The 24,228-nt window shown below is 33.6% G+C and carries 22 protein-coding genes and 1 tRNA gene; 9 read left to right on the top strand and 14 right to left on the bottom strand.

Annotation, left to right across the window (positions count from 1 at the left end; translation table 11 throughout):
- Window positions 1-48 precede the first annotated feature (48 nt).
- The 7 genes from BUA99_RS11810 to BUA99_RS11845 all read right to left on the bottom strand — a co-directional run bounded on the left by BUA99_RS11810 (window position 49) and on the right by BUA99_RS11845 (window position 9,817).
- On the bottom strand, window positions 49-864 hold the full coding sequence (locus BUA99_RS11810) for a DUF1338 domain-containing protein (RefSeq protein ID WP_072992527.1): 816 nt from the start codon (window positions 862-864) through the stop codon (window positions 49-51).
- A gap of 700 nt (window positions 865-1,564) precedes the next feature.
- Window positions 1,565-3,259 carry a tetratricopeptide repeat protein gene (locus tag BUA99_RS11815; protein ID WP_072992530.1) on the bottom strand — a complete coding sequence of 565 codons (1,695 nt, stop codon included), beginning with the start codon at window positions 3,257-3,259 and terminating at the stop codon, window positions 1,565-1,567.
- Window positions 3,260-3,760: 501 nt separating this feature from the next.
- The gene (locus BUA99_RS11825) at window positions 3,761-5,425 is read right to left on the bottom strand and encodes a sodium/sugar symporter (protein ID WP_084673541.1); all 1,665 of its coding nucleotides are present in this window, start codon (window positions 5,423-5,425) and stop codon (window positions 3,761-3,763) included.
- An 85-nt stretch (window positions 5,426-5,510) separates the two neighbouring features.
- Window positions 5,511-6,527: a UDP-glucose 4-epimerase GalE gene (galE, locus tag BUA99_RS11830; RefSeq protein ID WP_072992537.1), complete on the bottom strand. Its 1,017-nt coding sequence runs from the start codon at window positions 6,525-6,527 to the stop codon at window positions 5,511-5,513.
- Window positions 6,528-6,530: 3 nt separating this feature from the next.
- The gene (locus BUA99_RS11835; RefSeq protein ID WP_072992540.1) at window positions 6,531-7,580 is read right to left on the bottom strand and encodes a UDP-glucose--hexose-1-phosphate uridylyltransferase; all 1,050 of its coding nucleotides are present in this window, start codon (window positions 7,578-7,580) and stop codon (window positions 6,531-6,533) included.
- A 5-nt stretch (window positions 7,581-7,585) separates the two neighbouring features.
- Window positions 7,586-8,752, bottom strand: coding sequence for a galactokinase (gene galK / locus BUA99_RS11840; RefSeq protein ID WP_072992543.1), 1,167 nt, complete (start codon window positions 8,750-8,752; stop codon window positions 7,586-7,588).
- A 12-nt stretch (window positions 8,753-8,764) separates the two neighbouring features.
- Entirely contained in the window at window positions 8,765-9,817 is a 1,053-nt protein-coding gene (locus BUA99_RS11845; protein WP_072992545.1) for an aldose epimerase family protein, read from the bottom strand.
- Window positions 9,818-9,919: 102 nt separating this feature from the next.
- On the opposite strand from BUA99_RS11845, the gene BUA99_RS11850 reads away from it, so the two are divergent.
- Complete coding sequence (locus tag BUA99_RS11850; RefSeq protein ID WP_072992547.1) at window positions 9,920-10,102, top strand: hypothetical protein; 183 nt, start codon at window positions 9,920-9,922, stop codon at window positions 10,100-10,102.
- A 1,050-nt stretch (window positions 10,103-11,152) separates the two neighbouring features.
- On the opposite strand, the gene BUA99_RS11855 is transcribed toward BUA99_RS11850, so the two are convergent.
- From BUA99_RS11855 to BUA99_RS11880, 5 genes are all read right to left on the bottom strand, one after another.
- Window positions 11,153-12,418 (bottom strand): type II toxin-antitoxin system HipA family toxin, encoded by a 1,266-nt coding sequence (locus BUA99_RS11855; RefSeq protein WP_072992550.1) that lies wholly within the window; start codon window positions 12,416-12,418, stop codon window positions 11,153-11,155.
- Between the two features lie 2 nt (window positions 12,419-12,420).
- Window positions 12,421-12,684: a helix-turn-helix transcriptional regulator gene (locus BUA99_RS11860; RefSeq protein WP_072992553.1), complete on the bottom strand. Its 264-nt coding sequence runs from the start codon at window positions 12,682-12,684 to the stop codon at window positions 12,421-12,423.
- Between the two features lie 382 nt (window positions 12,685-13,066).
- Entirely contained in the window at window positions 13,067-14,056 is a 990-nt protein-coding gene (locus tag BUA99_RS11870; protein ID WP_449404143.1) for a HipA domain-containing protein, read from the bottom strand.
- Window positions 14,016-14,348: a HipA N-terminal domain-containing protein gene (locus BUA99_RS11875; protein ID WP_072992557.1), complete on the bottom strand. Its 333-nt coding sequence runs from the start codon at window positions 14,346-14,348 to the stop codon at window positions 14,016-14,018. Before BUA99_RS11875 ends, BUA99_RS11870 begins: the two co-directional genes overlap by 41 nt.
- Window positions 14,348-14,572, bottom strand: a complete 225-nt coding sequence (locus tag BUA99_RS11880; protein ID WP_072992765.1) for a helix-turn-helix domain-containing protein — start codon at window positions 14,570-14,572, stop codon at window positions 14,348-14,350. The genes BUA99_RS11875 and BUA99_RS11880 overlap by 1 nt, the downstream gene beginning before the upstream one ends.
- A gap of 304 nt (window positions 14,573-14,876) precedes the next feature.
- On the opposite strand from BUA99_RS11880, the gene BUA99_RS11885 reads away from it, so the two are divergent.
- From BUA99_RS11885 to BUA99_RS11915, 6 genes are all read left to right on the top strand, one after another.
- Window positions 14,877-15,632 carry a hypothetical protein gene (locus BUA99_RS11885; RefSeq protein ID WP_072992560.1) on the top strand — a complete coding sequence of 252 codons (756 nt, stop codon included), beginning with the start codon at window positions 14,877-14,879 and terminating at the stop codon, window positions 15,630-15,632.
- Between the two features lie 109 nt (window positions 15,633-15,741).
- A complete protein-coding gene (locus BUA99_RS11890) occupies window positions 15,742-16,164 on the top strand; it encodes a DUF5675 family protein (protein ID WP_072992562.1) in 423 nt (140 codons plus the stop codon).
- 3 nt (window positions 16,165-16,167) lie between these two features.
- Window positions 16,168-16,428, top strand: a complete 261-nt coding sequence (locus BUA99_RS11895; protein ID WP_072992564.1) for a hypothetical protein — start codon at window positions 16,168-16,170, stop codon at window positions 16,426-16,428.
- Between the two features lie 822 nt (window positions 16,429-17,250).
- A complete protein-coding gene (locus tag BUA99_RS11905) occupies window positions 17,251-17,769 on the top strand; it encodes a DUF4402 domain-containing protein (protein ID WP_072992570.1) in 519 nt (172 codons plus the stop codon).
- Window positions 17,770-17,862: 93 nt separating this feature from the next.
- Complete coding sequence (locus tag BUA99_RS11910; protein WP_072992573.1) at window positions 17,863-18,699, top strand: fimbrial biogenesis chaperone; 837 nt, start codon at window positions 17,863-17,865, stop codon at window positions 18,697-18,699.
- A 120-nt stretch (window positions 18,700-18,819) separates the two neighbouring features.
- Window positions 18,820-21,480, top strand: coding sequence for a hypothetical protein (locus BUA99_RS11915; protein WP_072992576.1), 2,661 nt, complete (start codon window positions 18,820-18,822; stop codon window positions 21,478-21,480).
- A gap of 777 nt (window positions 21,481-22,257) precedes the next feature.
- On the opposite strand, the gene BUA99_RS11925 is transcribed toward BUA99_RS11915, so the two are convergent.
- On the bottom strand, window positions 22,258-22,671 hold the full coding sequence (locus tag BUA99_RS11925; RefSeq protein WP_072992582.1) for a response regulator: 414 nt from the start codon (window positions 22,669-22,671) through the stop codon (window positions 22,258-22,260).
- 126 nt (window positions 22,672-22,797) lie between these two features.
- On the opposite strand from BUA99_RS11925, the gene BUA99_RS15420 reads away from it, so the two are divergent.
- Together BUA99_RS15420 and BUA99_RS11935 are read left to right on the top strand one after the other, a co-directional pair.
- Window positions 22,798-23,097 carry an IS3 family transposase gene (locus tag BUA99_RS15420; RefSeq protein ID WP_072992585.1) on the top strand — a complete coding sequence of 100 codons (300 nt, stop codon included), beginning with the start codon at window positions 22,798-22,800 and terminating at the stop codon, window positions 23,095-23,097.
- A gap of 47 nt (window positions 23,098-23,144) precedes the next feature.
- Window positions 23,145-23,972, top strand: coding sequence for an IS3 family transposase (locus BUA99_RS11935; RefSeq protein ID WP_072992588.1), 828 nt, complete (start codon window positions 23,145-23,147; stop codon window positions 23,970-23,972).
- 164 nt (window positions 23,973-24,136) lie between these two features.
- On the opposite strand, the gene BUA99_RS11940 is transcribed toward BUA99_RS11935, so the two are convergent.
- Window positions 24,137-24,224 (bottom strand) — tRNA-Ser (locus tag BUA99_RS11940).
- Window positions 24,225-24,228 lie beyond the last annotated feature (4 nt).

The raw sequence follows: 24,228 nt of genomic DNA on the forward strand, positions 1-24,228 counted from the left end.
TAGTCGAAAAATGAAGGAGTATAGCACCCATTTTCCGCTACGGAATTGTTAATTATTATTCATAAATTTTGCATCCGTACTTTCAAAAATTTTATCAGCAGAAGCAGCGATAAACCCTTGGTATAGTTCTCCGTTAGACATTGGGTAACGAAGTGCAAATTCGTAATAGCAAGAGGGGATTTGCAGGGTGCTTTCATCAAAATTTACGCTATGCATGTCAGCTAGTGTACTAGATTGTTCTAATAATTGTGCTGGTGTGCCTTTTATTTTTCCTCCAGATGCGTTTAGTGTCCATCCGCTATGCTCTATAAAATTGTTTAAATCCTGTAAAGAATTAAAACCTTTTAATGCATTTGCATTGATTGTAAAGTGGTTTGCACGAAACCCATAAACATACATCCACGCAGCATATTCAGATTCATCTAAAAGTAAATTGTAAACAGCAAGAGATTTAGTTTTCCATACCGCTCCGCTTAAAACTAATTCTGGAGTATTGAATATTTCTGGATTACAACTATCTAGGATGTCATTTACAATTGCTTGTAATTCTGGAGAACAGTTCTCTAATTCTAATTCTGAGATGAAAATTCTTGGCGCATTTTTATCAGTTGAATGTTCATAATGTTTTGCAAATAATTTTTTTGAATCAAAAAAGTACTCCCCTTTCTCTTCGTATCCCACTTCTAGAAAAAGCTTTTCTATCACTTTAATGTTAACGCGTTGATCATTAAACGTGCGAATTGCGATGTGATCATTTTTTATTTGTTCCCCTTTTTTTTCTAATAAGTCATGAATTTTTGTGGCAGATGGGGTAATTGCAGCATATTGCTCCCATAGTTTTGATAGTAATTGATTTGTAGTCATTTTTAAGGTATTTGGTTTGATATAAAAGTTGATTTTATTGACAATTGTATTTCGAAATTATTTTTTATAATTAAACATTTTCAAGTTATTTTTTTAGGGTAGTAACATTACAAGGTTAATTTTTTGATCTTCAGAAATAATTTATTTACTACCAAATTTATATTTCAATTTTAATATAAGTTTAGGGCTCGCAAATATTAAATTATTTCGAGATAAAACATTAAAAAGAAACTTTACTTGACCTTTACATTCGTTAATAAAACTATTAATTATCGCGGTCTTACCAGAGAATTATCAATGTAACTAGTACATTTTTAATAGGATGGAGATTTTTAAAAAAAAAGGAGTTTTTTTCATTGTAATATTTTTATCAATATGTAAATTCCAATGTAGAAAGAATAAATGATAGTGTAAACTATGAATATAATGTCTATTACTTTGGTATAACAATACCAAGTATGAAGTTATTGGAGAAAAATGCAGTCAAATTTTACAATAAAAAATACCATAAGACCTAATTATTTTTTAACACCTAATGAAATCTAGCAGCAGCGTAAAATTAAAATATGCACTTATAAAGCAAAAAAAAACAGTTGCAAAATTGATATTGCAACTGTTTAAAAATTTTATATTTTATAGACCGTATTAATTATGAAGGACGGTATATTATATTTGAATATGTCCAAAAAAGGGTAATAATCTATATGTTTTCCAGAAAAGCAATCAGGTTGTCTTTGTTTTCTAATCCTAATTTTTTTCTTAACCTATGCCTTCCAATTTCTACTGAACTAGCAGAGATATTATTAATATTTGCTATTTCTTTAGAACTAAGTTTAAGTTTAACTTGTACCGCTAACTGAATATCTTTATCTGTTAAATTAGGATATTTCTCTTTAATTTTAAATAAAAAATCACTTTGCAGGGTTTCTACGTTGGCATGAAATTGCTGAATATCTTCATTTAAGTCAAATTTAAAAGTGTACTCTTTTATAAGTGTGTTAATGTCTTGTTTAAGTAAGCTTAAATCGGTAAATTTTAAAGTTTTTAATGATTTTGCTAAATCCTTATAAATGTTAGTTCTTTGAGAAATGAACAAAGCTAGATTTGTAAGTTCCTTCGTTCGAAAATCCAGTTTGCGTTCTAAATTCTCCTGTAATAGAAATTGTGATTTTAGTTTTTCCTTTGAAAGTTTATGATTTTGTAGATAAATAGCTTTTTTCTTTTTTATATTATTCCACAACGAACCTATTACTAGAATTGCTATGATTGCCAATAATAAAGAACCTATCAATAAGGATTTTCTTTTCTGTGATTCCAATTGACGCTGTTGCTCTAATAACTTGATTTCAGATTCGCGTCGTTCAGCCTCATATAAAATACGCATTTCAGCCAATTTTTCACTTTTATTGCTGGAGAAAACTTCAGATTTTCCATTAGTATATTTCATATAAAAATTGAAAGCCTCCTTATAGTTATTTAATGCTAAATAATAATCGGACATAATTTTATCATTCTCTAAAACTAGTTCCTTTGTATTGCCCAATGCTTTAGTAATAATCCTAGCTTCTTTTAACAATGAATAACATTCTTGATAATTTTTAAGTAGTAAGTGTACAATTGCAAGTTCATGAAGAATATGGACTTTTTTGTAGTCATATTTAATTTTACTTTCAATATCGAGTGCAGATTCTAAGAATTTTTTTGACAAAGTAAGTTCGTTAATCTTACGATAACAAATGCCCATATTTTTCATCGTTTCTGCGATTCTATCCATATTTTTAGAATCTTTTATGAGTTTTAAAGATTTTTTAAAAAAAAATAAAGCCAAATTATAATCGCCCATTCCATCATGAATTATTCCGATACTATTATAACTGTATGCAATTCGTTGCTTGTCGCCTATTTTTTCATGTATTATTAAAGCTTGGGTATGATATTCTAATGCTTTTTCATAATATCCAATGTCATAATATAACCAGCCAAGTGTGCGTAAAGTAAAGGCAAGATCATAATCGTTTCCAATTATTTTTCGAATTTCTAAGGATTGTAGCCCGAATTGTAAAGCTTTATCATAGATATTATTAAACAAATAACCCTGACACAAATTTATTAGTGCTAACCCTTCTTGGTCTTTATTTTTCAACTCAATTGATAAAAGTAAAGCTTCCGATCCATATTTCATAGTTTTATTAGGATCAATGACCCAGTATATCTCGGCAATTCTATTTAATAAAGACAGTTTTTTTTCTCCTATAGATTTCGGTAAGATTGTTAACAAACTATCTAGTTCAACCTGTGAATCACTCGGGTTTTCATCCCATATATTTTTTTGAGATTGGGCTGTAAAACAGACGAATGTAAAACTAATAAGTAGGAGATAAGCGAGTTTTTTCATTATAAGAAATTTTTAAAAATAGACTTATATTCTTTGTTATAATGCTTTTTAAATCTTCAAATATCAGCATTATTTATGTATTTAAGTTCAATAGTGGCCACTTAAAATAAGTTAAAAGCCTGATGGTTAATATAATTGTAGTCTGATTTTATAAATAGTTCATTAATTGATGTTTTGTCGAGCAATGATGGAGATAAAATGTGTAAGATTTCGTGGAGCGGATGATTGATTTTTTAATCTCTTGCGATTTTAGGAGCTAAACAGTAGAACATAATTGCTACATTGATTTGAATACAAACAGTATTTTCTGTTGTTCCTCAAAAGGTCTTGACTTTTAAAAAAATAACAAGCAGTGGTAACCTATTGCTTACCACTGCTTGATAATTGTACTTTTGTTTCTTAATAATTTTATATTTTTTTAAAGCTAGACATAAAAAAGAGACTATTCGTTTCTTTAATTTGAGATTTAAATTTCTTTTTTTTAAGATTCTACGTTTGTTTTTACTTCCAAAAAACGGCATAGACTACCACTAAGATTATCATTATGGCAAAAGAGCAAATATTAAAAAGGGGACTCGTTTTAAATAATTCTTTTGTCAAAGGAATTCCTTTTTCATCATTATTTCCTTTATTTTGAAGTAAACTTATGGCAACAATTAAAAGCATGGATAAAACTGCAGTGTAACCCATTTGATCCATCCAAGGTAAAGTTGGAAAAATAGATTCCATACCGCTTCCTACAGCCCAAGATTTTGGTCCCACTTTAAAAAACATTGCGATAGGAATAGAAAGAAGTGCTCCCCAAATTGCAGCTTTATTTGTTGTTTTCTTCCAAAATAGTCCTAGAATAAACACGGCTAAAATACCTGGGCTAACCACTCCTGTATATTCTTGTATGAATTGAAATGCTTGATCAATTCCGCCTAAAAGTGGAGCCATTATCACAGCTATTAATAATGCAATCCCCCCTGAAAGACGTCCCACATTTACCGTGGTCTTGTCATCAGCGTTTTTATTAATGTATTGCTTATAAATATCCATCGTAAAAATAGTAGATGTCGAGTTTAACATAGAAGCCAATGAAGACACAATTGCAGCAGCTAGAGCGGCAAATGCTAAACCTTTAAGACCAGCAGGTAAGAAATGCAGCAACCAAGGATAAGCTCTATCGGCAGTGCCAATTCCAGGTAAGTTTTCCATTGCTGAAACACCTAATCTCGCCATAATTGCAGGATCATTTATAATAACATAGGCCGCAATTCCTGGGACAACAACAATTAAGGGAATAATTAATTTTAAAAAAGCAGCTAACAATATTCCTTTTTGCGCTTCGCGCAACGATTTTGCGGCTAAAGTTCTTTGAATGATATATTGGTTAAAACCCCAATAATAGATATTAGCTACCCAAAGTCCACCAACTAACACTCCAATTCCCGGAAGGTTCATATACTCTGGATTTGACTCATCTAAAATCATTACAAAGCGATCTGGAGCCGCTTCATAGATTGTTTTTAACCCTTGCCACATTCCCGCACCATTAGAAACGGTGTTCAAGGCTAAATAAGTAGTTACCAGTCCGCCAAGAACAAGAAAAACAACTTGAATCACATCTGTCCACGCTACGGCAGAGAGTCCACCGTATAAAGAATAAGCCGCGGAAAACAGCGCTAAACCTATAATGGCGTAAATCATATCAACACCTAAAATAGTTTCAATAGCCAATCCTCCCAAATATAGAACCGTAGTCAGATTAACAAAGATGTATAGTGCAATCCAAAAAACGGCTAAAATAGTTTTCAGGTTTGTTGAAAATCGTTTTTCTACAAACTCTGGAATGGTGTAAATTCCTTTTTCAATAAAAATAGGCAAAAAGTATTTTCCAACAATAATAAGGGTGAAAGCAGCCATCCATTCATACGAAGCTATGGCTAACCCTAATGCAAAGCCAGAACCTGACATTCCTATAAATTGTTCCGCAGAAATATTGGCAGCAATTAACGAAGAACCAATAGCCCACCATGGCAATGATTTACTAGCGAGGAAATAATCCTCTGCATTTTTTTGATGCCCATCTTTTTCACGAGAAACCCATAAACCAACACCTAAAATAAGAACTGCATACGCAGTAAAAACTACGTAATCTATAAATCCGAATTCTGTTACCATATTATTTATTGTTTAAAATTTTATAAAATTATTTTCTTAATATGAAGGTTATAATACAACGCTTCTAGGTACCGCCTAGAACAAGTTACACTGCTCTAACTTTCTGTTCCCATTTCCAAGCGCTTTCCATACCTTGTTCAAGGGTTAGTTTTGTTTTCCATCCTAGGATTGAATTGGCTTTGTCTGTATTGGCGTAAGCCGAAGTAATATCGCCTTCTCTTCTATCCACAATCTTGTACGCTAGTTTTTGACCACTTATTTTTTCGAAAGCGTGAATCACTTCGAGAACAGTGCTTCCCACTCCAGTGCCTAGATTAAAGATTTCTACTTTTTCAAGATTGTTCTTGTTCAATAAGCGCTGCAACGCAACAACATGTGCTTTCGCCAAATCGACCACATGGATATAATCACGAATACAGGTTCCATCTGAGGTTGGATAATCATCACCATAAACCATCAATTCTTTTCGCAATCCGATAGCGGTTTGAGTAATAAAAGGTACTAAATTTTGCGGAATTCCTGTTGGCAATTCTCCAATCTCAGTAGAAGGATGTGCTCCGATAGGGTTAAAATAGCGTAGTAAAATGGCATTGATGGCAGTAACTTTGGCCACATCAGTAATAATTTCTTCTCCTATTTGTTTGGTGTTTCCGTAGGGTGACATAGCGGTTTGAACGGCTGAATTTTCGTTTATCGGCATCGTTTCAGCTTGACCATAAACCGTGCAAGAAGAACTAAAAATAAAATTAGCTACTTTTTTCTTTTCTAACTCTTGGAGTATATAAACCAAGGTGTTTATATTATTTTCATAGTACAGTAAAGGGTTTCCAACGCTTTCTCCAACTGCTTTTGAGGCTGCAAAATGAATAACCCCTTTTACATCATCATGTCTCTTAAAAAAATCCTGAACTGCGGCTTTCTCTCGCAAATCTAATTTTTCGAACAGCGGTTTTTTTCCAGTAATGGCAACAATTCCATTGATTACTTCTTCTGTCGAGTTTGATAAGTTATCAATTACAACAACCTCAAAACCGTCGTTTTGTAACTCTACCACGGTATGCGAACCTATAAAACCTAAACCTCCTGTAACTACAATTTTCATAACCTATTTGTTTTTATAATGAAGATCTGAAAGGTCTCTCAACATTTGAGCACTTTTCTCTGCTGTAATATCTCTTTGAGATTCACCCATCATTTCGTAGCCTACCATGAATTTTTTTACAGTTGCTGAACGCAATAATGGTGGGTAAAAATGCATATGAAATTGCCATTCTGGATGTGCTTCGCCATCGGTTGGTGCCTGATGAATTCCTGATGAATATGGAAATGAAGTTTCAAAAAGGTTGTCGTATCTTGTTGTTAACTGTTTTAAAATCACAGCGAAAGCGGTAACTTCATCTTCCGTGAATTCAGTGATTTTAGTGATGTGTCGTTTACTAATAATCATCGTTTCGTATGGCCAGACAGCCCAAAAAGGAACTAATGCTGCAAAATGATCGTTTTCAACAACAACTCGTTCTTTTAGTTTTAATTCTTCTTTTAGGTAATCGTGAAGCAGGTTTGTTCCGTGCTTATCAAAATAGGCTTTAAGATTATTATGTGTTTTTTCTACCTCTGTTGGCAAGGAAGATTGAGCCCATATTTGTCCATGTGGGTGTGGGTTACTACAGCCCATTACACTTCCCTTATTTTCGAAAATCTGAACATGGTTAATGTAATCTACATTTCCTAAGTCAGTATATTCTTTTTGCCAAGTATGGATAATGTTTACAATACCCTCGACAGCCATTTCGGACAAAGTCAAATTATGTTTTGGTGAAAAACAAACCACTCTTGAAATTCCTCTTTCTGGTTGTGCTTTAAAAAAAGTCTCTTCTGTATTTTCTTCAAAATCTATTGCTTCTTGTTTTAAAGCAGCAAAATCATTTTCGAAAACAAAACTATTTTCATAAGCAGGATTCCTTTCACCATTCGCGCGTACATTCCCTGCACACAAGTAGCATGTTGAGTCATATTTAGGTAATTCGATCGTCGAAATCGTTTCGTTTTGTCCTTGCCAAGGACGTTTTGAGCGGTGAGGGGAAACCAATACCCATTCGTTAATTAATGGATTGTATCTTCTGTGTGGATCTTCGTTGATATCAAATTTTTTCATGATAATTATTTTGTATAAAGTGATGTTCCGTTCCCGATTTTAACATCATAAATTTTTAGTTCTATGCCAACAGCTTCAAAATATAATTTTGCAAACTTATTTTTGACTTCTTCTTCATATCCTTTCTTAACTAAATTGATAGTGCAACCGCCAAAACCACCACCCATTAATCTAGAACCGATAACCGATTCTTCTTTTTTAGCTAAATCAACCAATATATCTAATTCGTCACAACTCACTTCATAATTTTTAGAAAGTCCTTCGTGCGTGGCAAACATAAGTTCACCTAGAAGTTCAATGTTTCCATTATCTAATGCTTCACAAGCTTGAATTACGCGGTTAATCTCTCTTACAACAAATAGTGAACGTCTATAAACGTTGTGACTCATTTTATCTTTAAGATCAATTATTATTTGTTCGGTGCACTCTCTAAAACTTTTTATTTCGGGAAAATTGCCCTGTACAATGGCAATACCTTCTTCACATTGCTCTCTTCTTTCGTTGTAGGCTGATGTCATTAACGAATGTTTTACATTCGAATCAAATAAAATCAATGAATAGTCACTAAAATTAGCTTCATGGTAGGTATATTCTAATGTTCGGCAGTCAATCTTTACAACCTGGTTTTTCTTCCCCATAACACTAGAGAATTGATCCATTATGCCACAATGGATTCCTACCCAATGCTCTGCTTTTTGACCTAATAAAGCAATGTCGATTGGTTTTATATTCAAACTAAATAATTCGTTTATTCCAAATAAGAAACCACATTCTAAAGCAGCTGATGAAGATAAACCGGAACCTATTGGAATATTACTACTAAAAACACAGTTGACACCTTCAAATTGAAATCCACTGCTTTTTAATTGTTGGATAACACCTCTTATGTAATTTGTCCAAACCTTTTCGTCATGTTGCACCTCGGCCGTAAGATCAATTTCAAACTCATCGTCAAGATCCAAAGCGATTATTCGGGAAGTATTGGAATTGTTTTTGTTGAAAGCAAAACAAATAATCTTGTCAATAGCCGCTGGTAAAACATAGCCATCATTGTAGTCGATATGTTCTCCTATGATATTTATTCGTCCTGGTGATAGAACTATTTTTTCTGGTTTTGAATTAAAGTTTTCTTGAAAACTAATAATCGTCTTGTTTATTAAAATGTCATTCATAGTGGTATAGACTTAAAAAGATTGAAATTTATAGCTAGTTTTGTGGTGGTACACTTCTCCTTTTTTCAAAACTGCAGTGGGAAAATGATCATGATTTGGCGCATCCGGAAAATTTTGAGTTTCAAAGCAAATACCACTCAAGGAATGGTACTCTGCATTATTTTTCCCTGTTAAAACTTTTGCACAATCACCACCAACATAGATATGCACTCCCGGCTGGTTCGTGTAAACGGTCATTTTTAAATTATTATTTTTATTGAATATTGAGGCTGCAAATTCATTTTTTGATTGTAAAACAAAAGTATTGTCAATTTTAGAGGGACATTTTTTAGGAATACTAAAATCAAATGGTCCTTTGGATACGTCTAGAATAGTGCCTGTTGGGATATGATCTTCTGTAGTCTCTAGCATTTTAGTAGAGTTGATAATTAGCTCCTGTTCTGAAATAGATGAAGTATGGCCATCTAAATTGAAATAACCATGATGCGTTAAATTAATGATGGTGTCTTCTGTGGTAGTTGCGTGATATTCGATAATTAATTCATTTTCCTCAGATACTGTGTAGGTAAGTTCAACTACTAATTCTCCAGGAAAATTTTCATCGTTGTTTGGACTTATCAATCTTAATTTTATAGATGGGTCACCGCTTTTTGTTTCTTCAATATTTTCCCAAATTTTTTGACTGAAACCATAAGGACCGCCATGAAGGGAATGCTCTCCATTGTTTATATTTAATTGTGTTTGTTTACCATTCAATACAAATTGACCTTTGTTAATGCGGCCTGCAAACCGTCCAACTGTAGCTCCAAAGTAAGGTGCGCTTTGTAAATTATAAGATGCTACATAATCATCTAATGTGTCAAATCCCAAAACTACATCAATGACTTCTCCATTCTTTAAAGGTATTTTTAATGATGTAACTGCAGCACCTAAATCAATTAGCTGTAGCGACATGCCTTTTTTATTTGTTAATTCATAAAAGTGAACGCTGTCTCTTTTAGGTAATAAACCGAATAATTTCACTAAATAATTAGAGATTAAATGTAATATGTGTTTTGTTTTCATTCTTTTTTTATTAAATGCTGAATATCAAAAGTAAAACAAAAGACTTATTTGGCATACCAGCACCTACCGGTTTTTGTATTTTGTAATAAAATCTACTTGATTATGAAAATAATTTCAATAGAGAATAATCTTGTTTTTCCAAAATACAAACAAATTATTCACTTAATAGAAAAGGCAATTGAGGGTGAAAATCTTAAAAAGGAGATAAATTACCATCAGCAAACAAGATATGTGAAGAACAGCACCTATCTAGAGACACTATGCTTAAAGCGGATGGGAAATTAAAAAAAGAGTAATTATCTTTACTAGTCCTAGTAAGGGATATCATATAAAAAGTAATGAAACTACCGTAAAACAAAAGGTTTTTTTATTTGATGGTTAAGGATCTTCAATGAAGTTGCATACAATTCCTTTTTGACGAGCAAATATTCAGGACTTTAGAATGATGTTTTTTTCATCATTCCACTATTGAATTATTTTTGTACCAACTGACAAATAATGCAAATGGAAATTATATCAAATATATTTGAAATTATATCTATTATAAAAACCCTACCAGTTAAAAAAGTGTAAATATTAGATCAAACAAGCCCTAAACTAAAAATGCATTTATCCATTGTACCTATAAAGACTCAAACGATATTTAAGAGGTTCTGTTGCGTCTCTTTAATAACTATTATCTTTTGCACTTTAAAATATTATAGATGAGTGCCAAAAGTCATTTTTATCCCAAAGCTATTATTCTTCAAGCCGTTTATTTTGAAATGAGATTTACATTGAGTTATAGGGATGTTTAGGAAATAATGAAAATGCGCGGAATAGCAGTTGATCATGCTACGATTAAGTGCAGGGTTTTTTTGATTGAATCACAAGCTAAAACGTCCAAAAAAGGATTGTATTCTATTGTTAGTAGGTTTTAATTCAGTTGTGGACTAAATGTGGGCTATAAGTAAAATAAAAAAACCCTAAATTACTGATCAACAGTGGTTAGGGTTTTTATTCTGGCGGAGAAAGAGGGACTTGTCAACCTCTGTCAAGCCCTGATTTTATTGACTTAGCGTTTGTTTTTCAAAATGAGTGCACCGAATTATGCACCTTTAAATTTCACTCAATTTAGTACTCGTATTGATAACTCAAATTTAATCAATTTTATTGGAATTTGCACCATTGATTGGTTCAAAATATGGTTTGGCTAAGTAGTATTTTACCGAATCATTATATTTTTAAGCTGTTCAATTTTTAAGCTTGTACAGTAACAAAAATTGATCTAGTTATTAAAGTTTTGTTCTGATTTTAGCATCCAATTTTTTAAGAATAGATTCCGTTTATCAACGATTAGTTCTTTATAAAATAAAAATCGTTTTCAATTGTATTGATTATATTTTCTGGGATATTTAATTCAGTGGCATATTTTTTCCAGAATACTGCTGTGTTCTGAACCTCATCAATAATCCCTTTAGGGTTTTTAACAGCAAATTCCTCTGCAATTAATAGGACATCATTCCAGTTTATATCCTGTCGTTTGCCATTAATCGATAAAGCTCTTGCAATACTTGTAAAAGTAAGCAATGGGTTTAGGGCATACGTTATATCATACGCTGGGGAAAGATTCCAGCTATTTTTGTCTTTATCGTAGATGAAGCTGTGGTTCTTTAAATGGTCGTCTACGTTTTTGAATACTACATTAAATATCATTCTTCTAAAGAGTTGCTGGATGTCTTTGTGTGGAACATCTAAACTAATGGAAAGTTTAAACAGATTTTCATAGGATGAATTATCAGGTTTTTTAAAATCCCAGCCTGTAAGACCCGATGCTGTAAGCACGTGTTGCTTTTGTCCTTTTTGTCTGTCGTATCGTGAGGTGGCAAAATGCGTGTCATCGATTAATTTTGAAGGCATCATATCAACACCAGCCTCCTGAGCCATTAAATAATAGACGTATTCTACCTTTTCTTTATTATAACTCCGTGGTTCTTCCAAATGGAGTTTCACAATGTAATGGTTATACTCTTCAGAGAATATTCGGTCTCCTGCGACGATGGCACCGGTTTCCTTGTTTTCTGAAACTACTATTTTAGGTCTTACACCTCCTGCGGAAGTACCAATTTTAAATATGTTTAAAAGCGATAAATCACTCGGGTTGTTTGGCGTGGTTTCGTCTTTTAGATGTAAGACACGTTCAAGAACCTTCACCATTTCTTCAATATCAATTTTGTAGGTCATAGGTAGGTCTTTGACGGGACGGTATTCCAGCGCACCCATACCACGGTCGGAGACATAAGTTAATTGTTCTAAAGGTGTAATTTTAAATCCTTTTTCCTTAGCGTTGAACCATTCCTGGAAAATGATGTTCCCAAACATATCCGGGAGGGAATCGGCAATCATAGGAGGAAGACCTTTAAACGTTTCTCCTTCAAATTGGGTGAATACCTGTACTGGTTTTATTCTCTTAAACAGGAAAGGAAACATATTGGAATACTTGCCCGAATCTAAAAATTCAGGATTGTATTGGAAATAGCATTTACGTTGGTTGAAATCGTATCCTAATTTTCCTATCTCGGTATCGAAAGCGATGATTGATATGCTTTTATCTGCTGCCATAATTAGTACAATGAGATGTTATTATCGGTTTGATCTAGGGTATCGATAGCAAGGAAAATGGTTTCGAGGACATTAAAATGATTGGCTACTTTCAGTATATTATCTAATGTGGCATTTTTGCCATTCTCAATATTCTGAATGGTGGTGCGGGAGATATCAAGCTCTTTGGCAAGTTCATCTCGGGATAAACCGTATTCTTTCCTTTTGTTTTTACAAAACGCTCCGATTTTGAGTTTAACCGATTTTATTGTGATTGGATCTAGCATAAAATAACCATTATATTAATCAAAATTAGTTAAATATATTAGATATAACTATTATAATGGTAAAATATTGTGAAATGGCATCAGTGAGTTTAACCTATAATATGTAATTCTACCTGCTCTTGTTTCAGGCTAGTGTATTGGCAGAACTCTTGCACGGATACAAACTCCGTAGGGAGCTTGTTAAGCTCCTTTCTGATGTTTTGCAACATCCTAATGCTTTGTCGATAACTCTTTCCGGTAATACGTTGTATGTCTTTAGGGTAGATACACAATCTCGTGGTTGCTGCTTTCATACTCTATCTATAGCTTTGATTGGGCTTTGGCTTACTTTAAAATTCTATTATCCATACTTCTAAGTAAAATTAAGCAAAAAAGTGCTTGTTTACTTAGACTGAAATAAACTGCTGTATCTTTCCTCTACTGATAGTTTGTATTTTTCTTTGAATACTTCAGACAGGAATGAATTGTCGATCCACTGCATGGCAATTGGTTTGTTTTTTTGGAATCGTTTTACTATTCCTTTTAGTTGTTTTTCGTTAAGACCAAGGTTTGTGCCTAGTGTTTGGAAATGCTCCCATTTTAGTTTTTTCTTTTTTCGATCGAGAGTTAAGGCTAGTTCTTCGGTGTCTTCCGGGTTTACTATGGCCACGTTCAACAGATCATAGGCTGGAGCCAATGTCCAACTATCCCCTGTATTGATCATCGAGAAGTTCTTCAGGTGCATGTCGTTGTTTCCGGTCAGGTAGCTAAAAATACCCAGTTCCAAAAAGTATAGTTTGTCCAGTAAGGTGTTGTCTGAGAATTCGTTGATGGCTTTGCCTATTTTCTCCATCGAGCTTTTGTATTTGTCAAAAGCTTCCGTGATTTGGAACATGTCGAGCATGTGGATTTTTTCTCCAGTAGCTGTCCTATCAATGCGTTTGGTAATATAGGAAAGCTCGCCAGATTGTAGTCGGATCAAGCTTGATTTTACAGTGTTAATTCCAAAAGCTTCTGCAATGCGCATCGTTACATGTTCATTTGCGGGCATTTCAGGGAATTGTTCGGATGGCGGTTTGAAAATATAATTACCGCCCAAAGCACCTACCACGGTAAGGCGTCCTTTATTCCCGTCCTGAATCGTGTCATTTACTATTGATAGTGATAATTTGGGTTGTACCCCAGGAACTGCTACGCTTCTCTCCACGACATTTAGCGCTAAGGCGGTCATTTGTTGTAGGGTATGTTCAAATGTAGGTTGGTGTTTTGTTCCAAAAAACGCTAAGCTACATTGCTCGTGAAAATCACCTTCAATTGTATCCTCTAGTATCTGATAACAGTATATGCATTGTTTACTCATTTTCATTTGGTATTGGTTGAACACTGACGGCACCGATACAATTTTGGCAGCAGGCCAAGAGTAATCCCATACGGTCATTGGGATTGATTTTCCAGTTTTTGGATGCGATATCCAGTAGCCAGCCTTCAGGAATTAGTCCTTCAAAAAAGGGGAATAATCGTTTGTCGGTATATGTTTTAGGACTTACTGGCATCGTAAACGTAATGAACTGCTTGGGATGTTTCTTTATGTATTGTTCTTTATACTGAAAGATATAGTCTCCTTCATCTGTTTCGGTGAGTATTCCCGCTAAGACGTCTTTATAATGTATTGCTGCTTTTCTCATTATTCTTTCTTTTCATTTTTGGATAATTCTCTTGCGTTAACCGGTGCGAGGGTATGCCCGAACATCCGGAGCACTTGATTTACCTTCTCGAGATTTAGATTTTCTTTGCCTTGTTCTATTTTTCGAATAACGGTAAGTGCTACTCCAGCACGTTCTGCAAATGCTTCCTGGGTAAGGTTTACTTCATTTCTTTTTTCTTTTACAAAGTCTGCTAGTGTCATCATGATTATATGCATTTACATCGAATTAGAACAAATATATGAAATTATATGTAAAAGCATATAATTTACATGCTAAAACACACTCTATATGTAATTGCATATAGAAATTTATAACTCGTAACGAACTCACAAGTGTCATTTAGGTCGATTTATGCCATCTGTGTCTGATTCTGCCAAATGGACTTCTAGGCCTTTTTAATTTCAGCTATTTAGCTAAAATTTGTATTCAAATCAATTGATAAGTGTTGCAACAGGATGACGATTGAATTCATTTTAAATTAATTTATAAACTTAAATTTTAGGAATTATGGCAAGACAGAAAGGCATAATTAAGTTGAAAAGTACTATTGGAGATATTACTTTTTACAAGACCCAAGACGGGCATTTGGCACGTGAAAAAGGAGGCATCGATGCCAGCAGAATCAAAAATGATCCTGCGTTTCAAAGAACGCGTGAGAACGGTTCTGAATTTGGAAGAGCCGGCAAGGCTGGGAAAATTTTAAGAACGGCTTTGAGAGGGTTGCTTTTAAATTCTGTGGACGATAGAGTGGTAAGTCGGTTGACGCAAGCCATGGTAAAAGTTATCCAAGCTGATATGGTCAGTGTAGGTGGGTTACGAAATGTGATTGACGGTGAAGCGGAATTGCTTGCTGGGTTTGAGTTCAACATCAGGGGGAAATTAGGGACCAGTATGTTTGCTCCTTATGAGGGGGCTATCGACCGAACATCTGGAGATATAACGGTAGATGTGGCGTCGTTTGTACCGGCAATCATGATTGCTGCTCCCGGAGGAACGACTCACTTTAAAATTATTTCAGCTGGTGCTGAAATTGATTTTGAGGCAGAGACTTTTGTTTCTACAAATTCTGAGACGGCCATCCCTCCTTGGGACATGGTTCCAACGATGGCCATTAGTCATGTAAATGCGGTTACTCCTAATAGCACAAAACCGTTGTTTTTGGCTTTAGGTGTTGAGTTTTACCAACAAGTAAATGGCCAGATGTATCCTTTGAAAAATGGATCCTACAACCCGTTAGCTTTGGTTAGCGTAAGCGGATTGTAATACCGATTATGTATTCAATATAGTCCAATGAAAATTGGACCATTTTCATACTATATCGGCATTATACCAGAAAATTTGCGGATAAATACAAAAATATAATTGATATAAGATGGGTTTAGTATTAACCAGAATCTATTTTCCTGAAGGAACGCAAGGGATGCTAGAATGGAACGGTACATTAGTTTGTTATACCATCGAATTGCCTTGGTTGGGAAACCAAAGGCGTATCTCTTGTATTCCGGAACGAGAATATGTTTTGCAGAAGCGGTTTAGCCCAAAATTTAAATGGCACTTGCATTTGAGAAATGTTCCAGGAAGAGATTTAATCTTGATCCATCCCGCCAATGACGCCAAAAAAGAATTGTTGGGCTGTATTGCTCCTGTAACGCAACATAGTGGAGTAGGAAAGGGCCGTTCCTCGCGAAAAGCGTTGGATAAGCTAAAATCTTTAGTTTACGCAGCTTTGGAACGTGATGAAGTAGTGAAAATTAGTGTTCAATCAGATTCCCAAAAGGGAATGATAAAGAAATAAATTATGAATTTAATAAAACGAGTGAAAGGTCCAACTTCTAAGCTTTTTAGGATTTGGAAAAACATTGGATTGGCTTTATTGAATATAAGCGGGAGTGTGATTGCGGCGGAAATTGTTTTGCCTGTTGCTGTAGTCAGTATTGCAGGATATATCGCTGTTGCTGGAGGGGTTATTTCTGCTATCAGTCAGGTTACAGTTGATGAAGCAGCCCTGTTGAAGGCAGAACAAGAAATAATTCCAAAATCTAGAAGCGATAGAGATTAATCTTACTTTAAAATCAGGCACTAATTTAGGAATTTTGTTGAGTATTGTGCCCAATATTATCTCTAAAGATATGTTAAAAACTATTATCTTAGTTTTTCTTGGAGCAATAGTTAGTTTTCTAGTTTTACTGCTGCTTAAAAGTCTCAATAAGAAGTATATAATTAAGTTTAACCCTAGTTGTAGTGACCTTTGGGTTAAGCAAAATGAGAGCCCAAACTGAAAACTAATGATTTTTTTGCTTGCGTTACCACTGCTTTTGTTTGGTATCAAAGCGATTCGCAGTGTGCTATTTACTAAACATATTGTTGTGCTTCGCACCTACTTTACTATGAATTATATGCTCTATTCTTTCTTTAACTAAGAAATTAAAACTATTCCTGTCGCCATTTTTTGGATCATTTGTAATAGAAATGTAGGTTTTCAATCTTCACCTTGCATAGCGATACCTTCGAGCTTTTCTCAGCAGGATACTTTTTAGGTAGAGGAATTTTAGAACGGGACAAACACGTAAACAAAAACTAAAAAAAACTAAAAAAAAAATATTGTAGAAAATTTTTGTACCATCCTCTTTTTCATTAGGATAACCCATACCGAGATACCTTTATAATTACAAAATTTTGTACACAGTTACCATTTATCGCAATTAAAATGTGTGAATACATAAAATATTAAAAAGATAATTTTCTTATTAAAAAAATAAATATATACATTTTGTCGATTATAATTGACTTTAATCGGTTTTTTTTAAATAAAACAAGATACCTTTGACCCATAATTTGATTGTCATAAACATCATTTTTTTAACCTAAATTATTTATTATTATGAAAAAAATTACGTCTATTGTTACGTTAATTACTGCCTTAGTTGCCGTGTCAACAACTGCTAATGCTCAAGCAACTGCAACCGCAGCATCTGGAGCAACGATTGTTACACCAATTTCAATTACTAAACAGATTGATCTGAATTTTGGTAATGTAGCTGTTACTACAATTTCAGGAACTGTAATAATGACTCCCGGTGGAGTTCGATCTACAACAGGTGGAGTAACGTTACCAACAACATCTGGCGATGTTACAGCAGCAAGTTTTACAGTAAGTGGTCAAGCTGATTATACGTACAATGTTACGTTACCTACAGCTGATATTACACTTGCTGGGCTTACGCCGGCTAACACAATGTCTTTGGGATCGTTTATTAGTTCGCCAAGCACTACTGCAGGAGTACTGACATCTGGTACTCAAACTTTGACTGTAGGTGGTACGCTAAATGTAAAAGCGGGTCAAGAAGCAGACACCTATGCCAATGCAGAAGATTTAACGGTGACCGTAAATTACAACTAATTTATTGTATTAAAGAGTGCTTCCTGTGGAGCACTCTTTTTTTTAAAAGTTACTTTAGCTATCTCTTAAAAGTTGCGATAAGCATCCTCAGTCATGAACGAAAAAATTATTTTAGCATTTTCCTTATTTTTATGTTTTTCCTATACCACAATCGCACAAGGTGATTTATTAGTATTTCCAAAACGCATCAGTTTTGACGGTATCAAAAAAAAAGTTGAAACGGTTAATTTAAGCAATGTAGGTAAAGATACCGCGACCTATACCTTGTCTTATAGTGAAATTAGAATGGGAGAAGATGGTAGTTTCAATGCAATTGAAGTGGCCGAAGACGGTCAAAATTTCGCTACACCTTATCTCCGTTATTATCCAAGAACTATCACCTTAGCACCCAATGAATCTCAAAACATTAAAATACAACTTATTAAAACTAGTGAATTAAAGATGGGAGAATACCGCTCCCACCTCTATTTTAGAGCTGTTCAAAAATCAAGTGCATTACAACAAGAAGCAATTAACACAACAGATCACAAAGCAAAGGAACTACTTATTAGTCTAGTTCCCGTATTTGGTCTTTCAATAGCAAATATTATTACTATTGGAGAAAGTACCACGACAGTGCAGTTGACAAGTCTACGAATTGACAAATCAAAAGATGGGTACACCAATTTACTATCTTTAGATTTTAATAGGCAAGGAAACCGTTCAGCATACGGCACAATAGAAGTAGATCATATTTCTATGGAAGGAACGAGAAAAAAAGTAGCTACAATAAAAGGATTTGCTATTTATAGTCCAGGAAACCTACGGAAATCTAAAATAGAATTAGACAAAAGCCAAAACATAGATTATTCTAAAGGAAAATTAGAAGTTCGTTATAGTACATTAAGCAAAGGTACGCTTTACGCCGAAGCAACTTTAGATCTAGATTAAGCAATGATAAACAAGTATTAGAATATAGACTCAAGATATATCTAAAGTAAATCAAACCTATAAGATAATTTATTTTCTGCTTTACAAAATAATTCAAAAAAAGTAACTTTTTAATCTATAATGCGTATTTGTGATACTAAAAAACCAGCAAAGTCTTTACTCGAATTCGCTTTCTCTTGTTGGTTATTAACTAAAAACAGATCCTCTTTTCTGTTATTACACCTTCTTCTGTTATTTGGATATTCGGTTCCGTCATTCGCGCAAAAATCACAATTAGAGGAAGTATTGATAGCTCTTAAAGTACAAAACGTAGGAAGTATTGAAATTTCTACACTAATCAATCAGAGGCAAGAAGTCTATTTGTCAGTACCGGAAGTATTTGATTTTTTGAAAATTAAAAACGAACATAATGAGAGTTACAGTGTTCTAGCTGGTTTTTTTATTAATGAAAATAATGTTTTCCATATTGATGAAACGGTACATACAATCTCTTACAAAGGGAAAGTTATCCAAATACCACCGGAAGATTTAATTCATATTAATAATAATTTATATTTAAAAGCAAGCTATTTTAATTCCGTCTTTGAATTAGAGAATACATTTTCATTCAGAGACTTATCTATTTCTATGTCGTCAAGCCTTGAGCTCCCTTCGGTAAGAGAAGCTCGGTTACTCAAGATCCGCTCAACTCTCAATAAAAGTAATTACGGATTTATAGCGGACACTACTATCAGAAGAGATAATCCCTTATTTCATTTTAGTAATGCGGATTGGGAGTTAAACATGACTCAGCGATCTAATGGAATAAATCAAGAACAACTTCGTCTAGGTCTAGGAGGGATAATTGCTGGAGGTGAGTTTGCAAGTTCATTCAACTACACTAATAATCAAGCTATTTTATCAAGAAATCAATACTACCGATGGCGTTATGTGGATAATAACAACCAATACTTAACTCAGATTTCAGCGGGAAAAATAGCAAATTCATTAACAACTACCATAGTTAGTCCTATCATTGGTGCCCACATCACAAATGCAAAGACGACCGCTAGAAAATCTTTTAGCACCTATTTGTTGAGTGATTATACAAAACCAGAATGGACGGTAGAACTTTATATCAATAATATATTAGTTGACTACACAAAAGCCGATGCCACTGGTTTTTTCTCCTTTACTGTTCCCCTTCTCTATGGAAAAACAGACGTTTCAGTCCGATATTATGGACTTTGGGGAGAAGAAGAATTGTCCACCAAACAATTGGTTATTCCTTTTTATTTTCTTTCACAAAACAAATTAGAGTACAACTTAAGTTCCGGAATTATAGAAGAGGATAAAAAAAGTTTATTTGCAAATGCAAAAGCAAGTTATGGTCTTTCAGATTACATCACTATTGAAGGAGGACTTGAATATGTTTCATCGAGTAAAAAAAATAACTTCATTCCTTATTTTGGCTCTTCCATTAGGTTAGCAAATCAATTGTTTGTTTCAGGAGGATATTATTCTAAAGTGAAATATACGGGAAACCTAAATTTTTCTTCGATAAAGAACGTACATGTAGATTTAGATTATACAAAATATGAAAAAGGTCAAGACGCAGTTCGATTTAATTATTCAGAGGTGCGCAAAGCTAGATTAAGTGTTCCTGTGCGTACATCTCTTATTTCAGGAGTTTCGCGCTTTACCGTTCAAGAAAATATTTATCCTACAGGTAAGTTTACAATATCAGAATTAGCATTCTCTGGAATGATTTACAAACTAAACATTAATCTCATCACCAGTTCTTATTTTACAAGTACCATAAAACCTTTCGTCTTTAGTACTTTATCTAGCTCGTTGCGATTCCCAAAAGGATTTGTCTTAACTCCCAATATTAGATATGAATACCATGCGGCGGAAATTACTTCCCTAAGTGCTCAACTAAGAAAAAAGCTTTTCAAAAAAGGATTCCTTCAAGCCTCCTTTGACTGGGATTTTAAATATAATTCTAGTTCCTTGCAAATTGGTTTTCAGTATAATTTTAAGTTCTCAAATGCAGGATTTTCGAGCAATATTAATAAAAACGGATCCTCTTTTTCACAATTAGCCAAAGGAAGTTTGATTTTTGAACCCCATGCCGATTTTGTAGAATTTAATGGTAATAATAACATTAGTAAAGCGAGTGTGAAATTCGAACCGTTTTTAGATCTAAATGGCGACGGAAAGAGAGATATTAATGAACAGTCTGTAAGGGGGGTAGAAGTTACCCTGAATGGTGGTACGAAAATTCTAAATGCAAAAGAAGGGATTACGATAATTACTGGATTAGAACCCTATGTAAAAAATTTCGTTACCCTTAGTACTGCTAAAGTTAATAACATTGCTTGGCGGCTAAAAGATAAAACCTTAAATATTATCCTAAATGCGAATCAATTAAGAACAATTGAAATTCCTATTTCTGTTATGGGAGAAGTTGCTGGGATGGTCCAATATAGTAAAAATGGAGAGATTACAGGAGCCAGTGGTTTAAAAATTAATATTTATAGAGATGGTGGCGACTTTGTTACCTCAGTCCTTTCTGAAGCAGATGGTTTTTTTGGATATCTAGGTTTGATATCAGGCCAGTATTCTGCCAGAATAGATTCGATTCAATTACAAAAATTACAGCTTAGGGTCGAGTCTGTAAACACAGATTTTGTAATTGATAATGGCAGTGAAGGAGCTATTGTCGATAATGTTGAATTTATTCTATATCAGGAAGAAACTAATGATTCAACTATTTATAAGGAAACCGAAGTGCAATAGCAAATACGATCCGTTTCAAAAAAGCCAATGAGCAAAATGTTTAGAGTGTACAACTTAGCGTTTTTAAAAGAAGAGAGACGCTACACTGTTTATTTTCTAAAATTTAAAATAAGATAGTTATATCCCAACACTACACTTGGAGATGCATAAGAACAGTGAAAAATCCATCCCGAGAAAGACTTTATTTTCAGGATTCATCTCTTAGTCGCAGAAAGAATACATTCTTATTTTTCCTATTTTTTAAGGGTTTTGTAGACTACCAAAAGGCAGTTTTATAAGGGGAAATAAAAATGTACAATCGATGAAAGTAAGTGAATAAGTGAAAAGGATATTCTAAAAAAATTAAACGAGACTGAATTTTCGAGGGTTATGCGACGCTTCTTTAGCACTTTTTATTATAATAAAAGCAGGACCGACTGGCACTCCCATAAAATAAAATACTAAAAGAATGCAACTACGCATTTGTTAACTGCTTTTCAAAAATCGTCAATTAATATTGTGGTTAATCCTATTTTCTTATCCATTGATTACGGAGCAGGACCTAAAAAAAAAAGGGCACGTGAAGAATCGATTTTAAATATTCCTATATCATACAAAAGATATAAATTTCCTTTTTTAAAACATAAGGTATTCTTTAATATTTTATCTAAACAATTTTATTTTTTCATTAAGGATCAATTTGAATCATGTTTTTGTGATTGTTTTTGATAAAGAATAATATGAAAAGCTATAATTGCTCGATGCAATTTTTTTATTTTTTAAATGAAAAATAGGAATTTATTTTTGTTCAGAGGAGATACTTTCAAGAAATTCTTTTGTAATCGTTTTAACTTGGAAAGCGACAATATTTAAATCATCCTTTGCTCTTTTAATATCATATTCATCTATTGAAGACGATATAATATAAACTTTACAATATTTTTTTAAATCGGAAGACAGTTTGTCGTATTTCAACATAAATTCGAATCCTGACATTTGAGGCATATAAATATCTACAAAAATTATTTGAGGCAATTTATTAAAATCAGCCTGATTTTCTTGTAAAAATGTCAATGCTTTAATGGCTGAAGTATACTTTTCAATTTTCTCTCCAAAATTATTTTTTGTCATTATTTTAGAAGTAAGATAGAGGTCAATAGTATTGTTATCGATGAGCATTACTCTTTGAAACTTTGATTTTAGGTCTAACATATTTTAAAATTCTTAAGCTTTATTTCGAAAGTTGTACCACTTTTTACTGCTGAAAGTAAGTTGATGGATCTGGACATGCTAACTTAGCCTACACATAAAGTTAAGAAATAATCTTAATTTTAGCCTATGAAAGAAGTCCGCAAAATTTATGATAAAGCTGTTAAAGAAAAAGCTGTTCAATTGAGTTATGAGAGAACAAATGTATCAGAACTCGCCAGAGAGTTAGGAGTCACAGCACCACAGTTGTATAAATGGCGTAAAGAGTTCGAGGATTTTGGAGAAGGAATTTTTCCTGGGAAAGGAAATTTAAAACTCACTCCCGAGCAAGAAAAAATCCATGAACTGGAGAAAAGACTCAAAGATGCCGAGTTAGAACGTGATATATTAAAAATAGCAATCGGCATTTTTTCCAAGAGCGGTCGATGATTTATAGTTTCATTTAAAACAATGAACAAGTATTTCCGATTGAAAAAATGTGCAAAGTCTTACAAGTGAGCTGCGGAAGTTATTACCGTTGGAAAAAACAAGCAATCACAGCAAGACAACAACTAAAAATTACCCTAAAAGAACAGATAACATTGATTTATTTTGCAACCAAACAAAGATATGGAAGTCCTAGAATAACATTGGAATTACAGCATTTAGGTTATAAAGTTTCAAGAATTACAGTAGCAAAATATATGAAAGAACTTGGCTTACGAAGCAAATTAAGCAAGAAGTTCAAAGTTACAACCAACTCAAATCATAATTATTTAGTTGTCGAAAATGTGTTAAACAGAGAGTTTCCTATCAAAATGCCTTCAAAAGCTTGGGTTTCGGATATTACATATATCCAAACTAAAGAGGGGTTTGTATACCTGACCACTATTATGGATTTATACGACAGAAAAATTATCGATTGGAGTTTGAGTGACGGAATGAGTGCAGAAGAAACTACGCTTGGAGCTTGGAAAATGGCGGTTAAAAACCGCGATATTGATGAAGGTTTGATTTTTCATTCTGACAGAGGTGTCCAATATGCCAGTAAAAAGTTTGTAAATTTTCTTGATTCCTATAAAAAAATAACCCGCAGTATGAGTCGTAAAGGAAATTGCTGGGATAATGCTGTGGCGGAAAGCTTCTTCAAATCTTTGAAAACGGAATTGATTTATGGGAACAAACTGATTTCTAAAGAACAAAAGAAACTGGAAATTTTTGAATACATTGAAATTTGGTACAACAGAAAAAGGAGACACTCTGCTTTGAATTATGCAACTATTGAAGAATTTAATAATCAAATTAATTACAAAAATGTAGCTTAACTTATACTGCAGGTTTTATTTGCATATCCATAAGAGGGTCACTAATAGGGACACTAGCCTTTGATAGTATATGTGTCTTTTGAGTCTTGACAAAAAACAAAAAAGCCTTTAAATACTAGTATTTAAAGGCTTTTGACTTTTAAAGTTTCTTTTGAAACTTCATGTGGCGGAGAAAGAGGGATTCGAACCCCCGGACCTGTTACAGTCAACAGTTTTCAAGACTGCCGCATTCGACCGCTCTGCCATTTCTCCAGTG

This window comes from Flavobacterium segetis, from assembly GCF_900129575.1.
In the GTDB taxonomy this organism is placed as follows: Bacteria; Bacteroidota; Bacteroidia; order Flavobacteriales; family Flavobacteriaceae; genus Flavobacterium; species Flavobacterium segetis.

Excerpts from the sequence above, each read along its gene's own strand:
- BUA99_RS11810 (WP_072992527.1), bottom strand. The coding sequence starts at position 864 with ATGACTACAAATCAATTACTATCAAAACTATGGGAGCAATATGCTGCA.
- BUA99_RS11815 (WP_072992530.1), bottom strand. The coding sequence starts at position 3,259 with ATGAAAAAACTCGCTTATCTCCTACTTATTAGTTTTACATTCGTCTGT.
- BUA99_RS11825 (WP_084673541.1), bottom strand. The coding sequence starts at position 5,425 with ATGGTAACAGAATTCGGATTTATAGATTACGTAGTTTTTACTGCGTAT.
- galE (WP_072992537.1), bottom strand. The coding sequence starts at position 6,527 with ATGAAAATTGTAGTTACAGGAGGTTTAGGTTTTATAGGTTCGCATACC.
- BUA99_RS11835 (WP_072992540.1), bottom strand. The coding sequence starts at position 7,580 with ATGAAAAAATTTGATATCAACGAAGATCCACACAGAAGATACAATCCA.
- galK (WP_072992543.1), bottom strand. The coding sequence starts at position 8,752 with ATGAATGACATTTTAATAAACAAGACGATTATTAGTTTTCAAGAAAAC.
- BUA99_RS11845 (WP_072992545.1), bottom strand. The coding sequence starts at position 9,817 with ATGAAAACAAAACACATATTACATTTAATCTCTAATTATTTAGTGAAA.
- BUA99_RS11850 (WP_072992547.1), top strand. The coding sequence starts at position 9,920 with ATGAAAATAATTTCAATAGAGAATAATCTTGTTTTTCCAAAATACAAA.
- BUA99_RS11855 (WP_072992550.1), bottom strand. The coding sequence starts at position 12,418 with ATGGCAGCAGATAAAAGCATATCAATCATCGCTTTCGATACCGAGATA.
- BUA99_RS11860 (WP_072992553.1), bottom strand. The coding sequence starts at position 12,684 with ATGCTAGATCCAATCACAATAAAATCGGTTAAACTCAAAATCGGAGCG.
- BUA99_RS11875 (WP_072992557.1), bottom strand. The coding sequence starts at position 14,348 with ATGAGAAAAGCAGCAATACATTATAAAGACGTCTTAGCGGGAATACTC.
- BUA99_RS11880 (WP_072992765.1), bottom strand. The coding sequence starts at position 14,572 with ATGATGACACTAGCAGACTTTGTAAAAGAAAAAAGAAATGAAGTAAAC.
- BUA99_RS11885 (WP_072992560.1), top strand. The coding sequence starts at position 14,877 with ATGGCAAGACAGAAAGGCATAATTAAGTTGAAAAGTACTATTGGAGAT.
- BUA99_RS11890 (WP_072992562.1), top strand. The coding sequence starts at position 15,742 with ATGGGTTTAGTATTAACCAGAATCTATTTTCCTGAAGGAACGCAAGGG.
- BUA99_RS11895 (WP_072992564.1), top strand. The coding sequence starts at position 16,168 with ATGAATTTAATAAAACGAGTGAAAGGTCCAACTTCTAAGCTTTTTAGG.
- BUA99_RS11905 (WP_072992570.1), top strand. The coding sequence starts at position 17,251 with ATGAAAAAAATTACGTCTATTGTTACGTTAATTACTGCCTTAGTTGCC.
- BUA99_RS11910 (WP_072992573.1), top strand. The coding sequence starts at position 17,863 with ATGAACGAAAAAATTATTTTAGCATTTTCCTTATTTTTATGTTTTTCC.
- BUA99_RS11915 (WP_072992576.1), top strand. The coding sequence starts at position 18,820 with ATGCGTATTTGTGATACTAAAAAACCAGCAAAGTCTTTACTCGAATTC.
- BUA99_RS11925 (WP_072992582.1), bottom strand. The coding sequence starts at position 22,671 with ATGTTAGACCTAAAATCAAAGTTTCAAAGAGTAATGCTCATCGATAAC.
- BUA99_RS15420 (WP_072992585.1), top strand. The coding sequence starts at position 22,798 with ATGAAAGAAGTCCGCAAAATTTATGATAAAGCTGTTAAAGAAAAAGCT.
- BUA99_RS11935 (WP_072992588.1), top strand. The coding sequence starts at position 23,145 with ATGTGCAAAGTCTTACAAGTGAGCTGCGGAAGTTATTACCGTTGGAAA.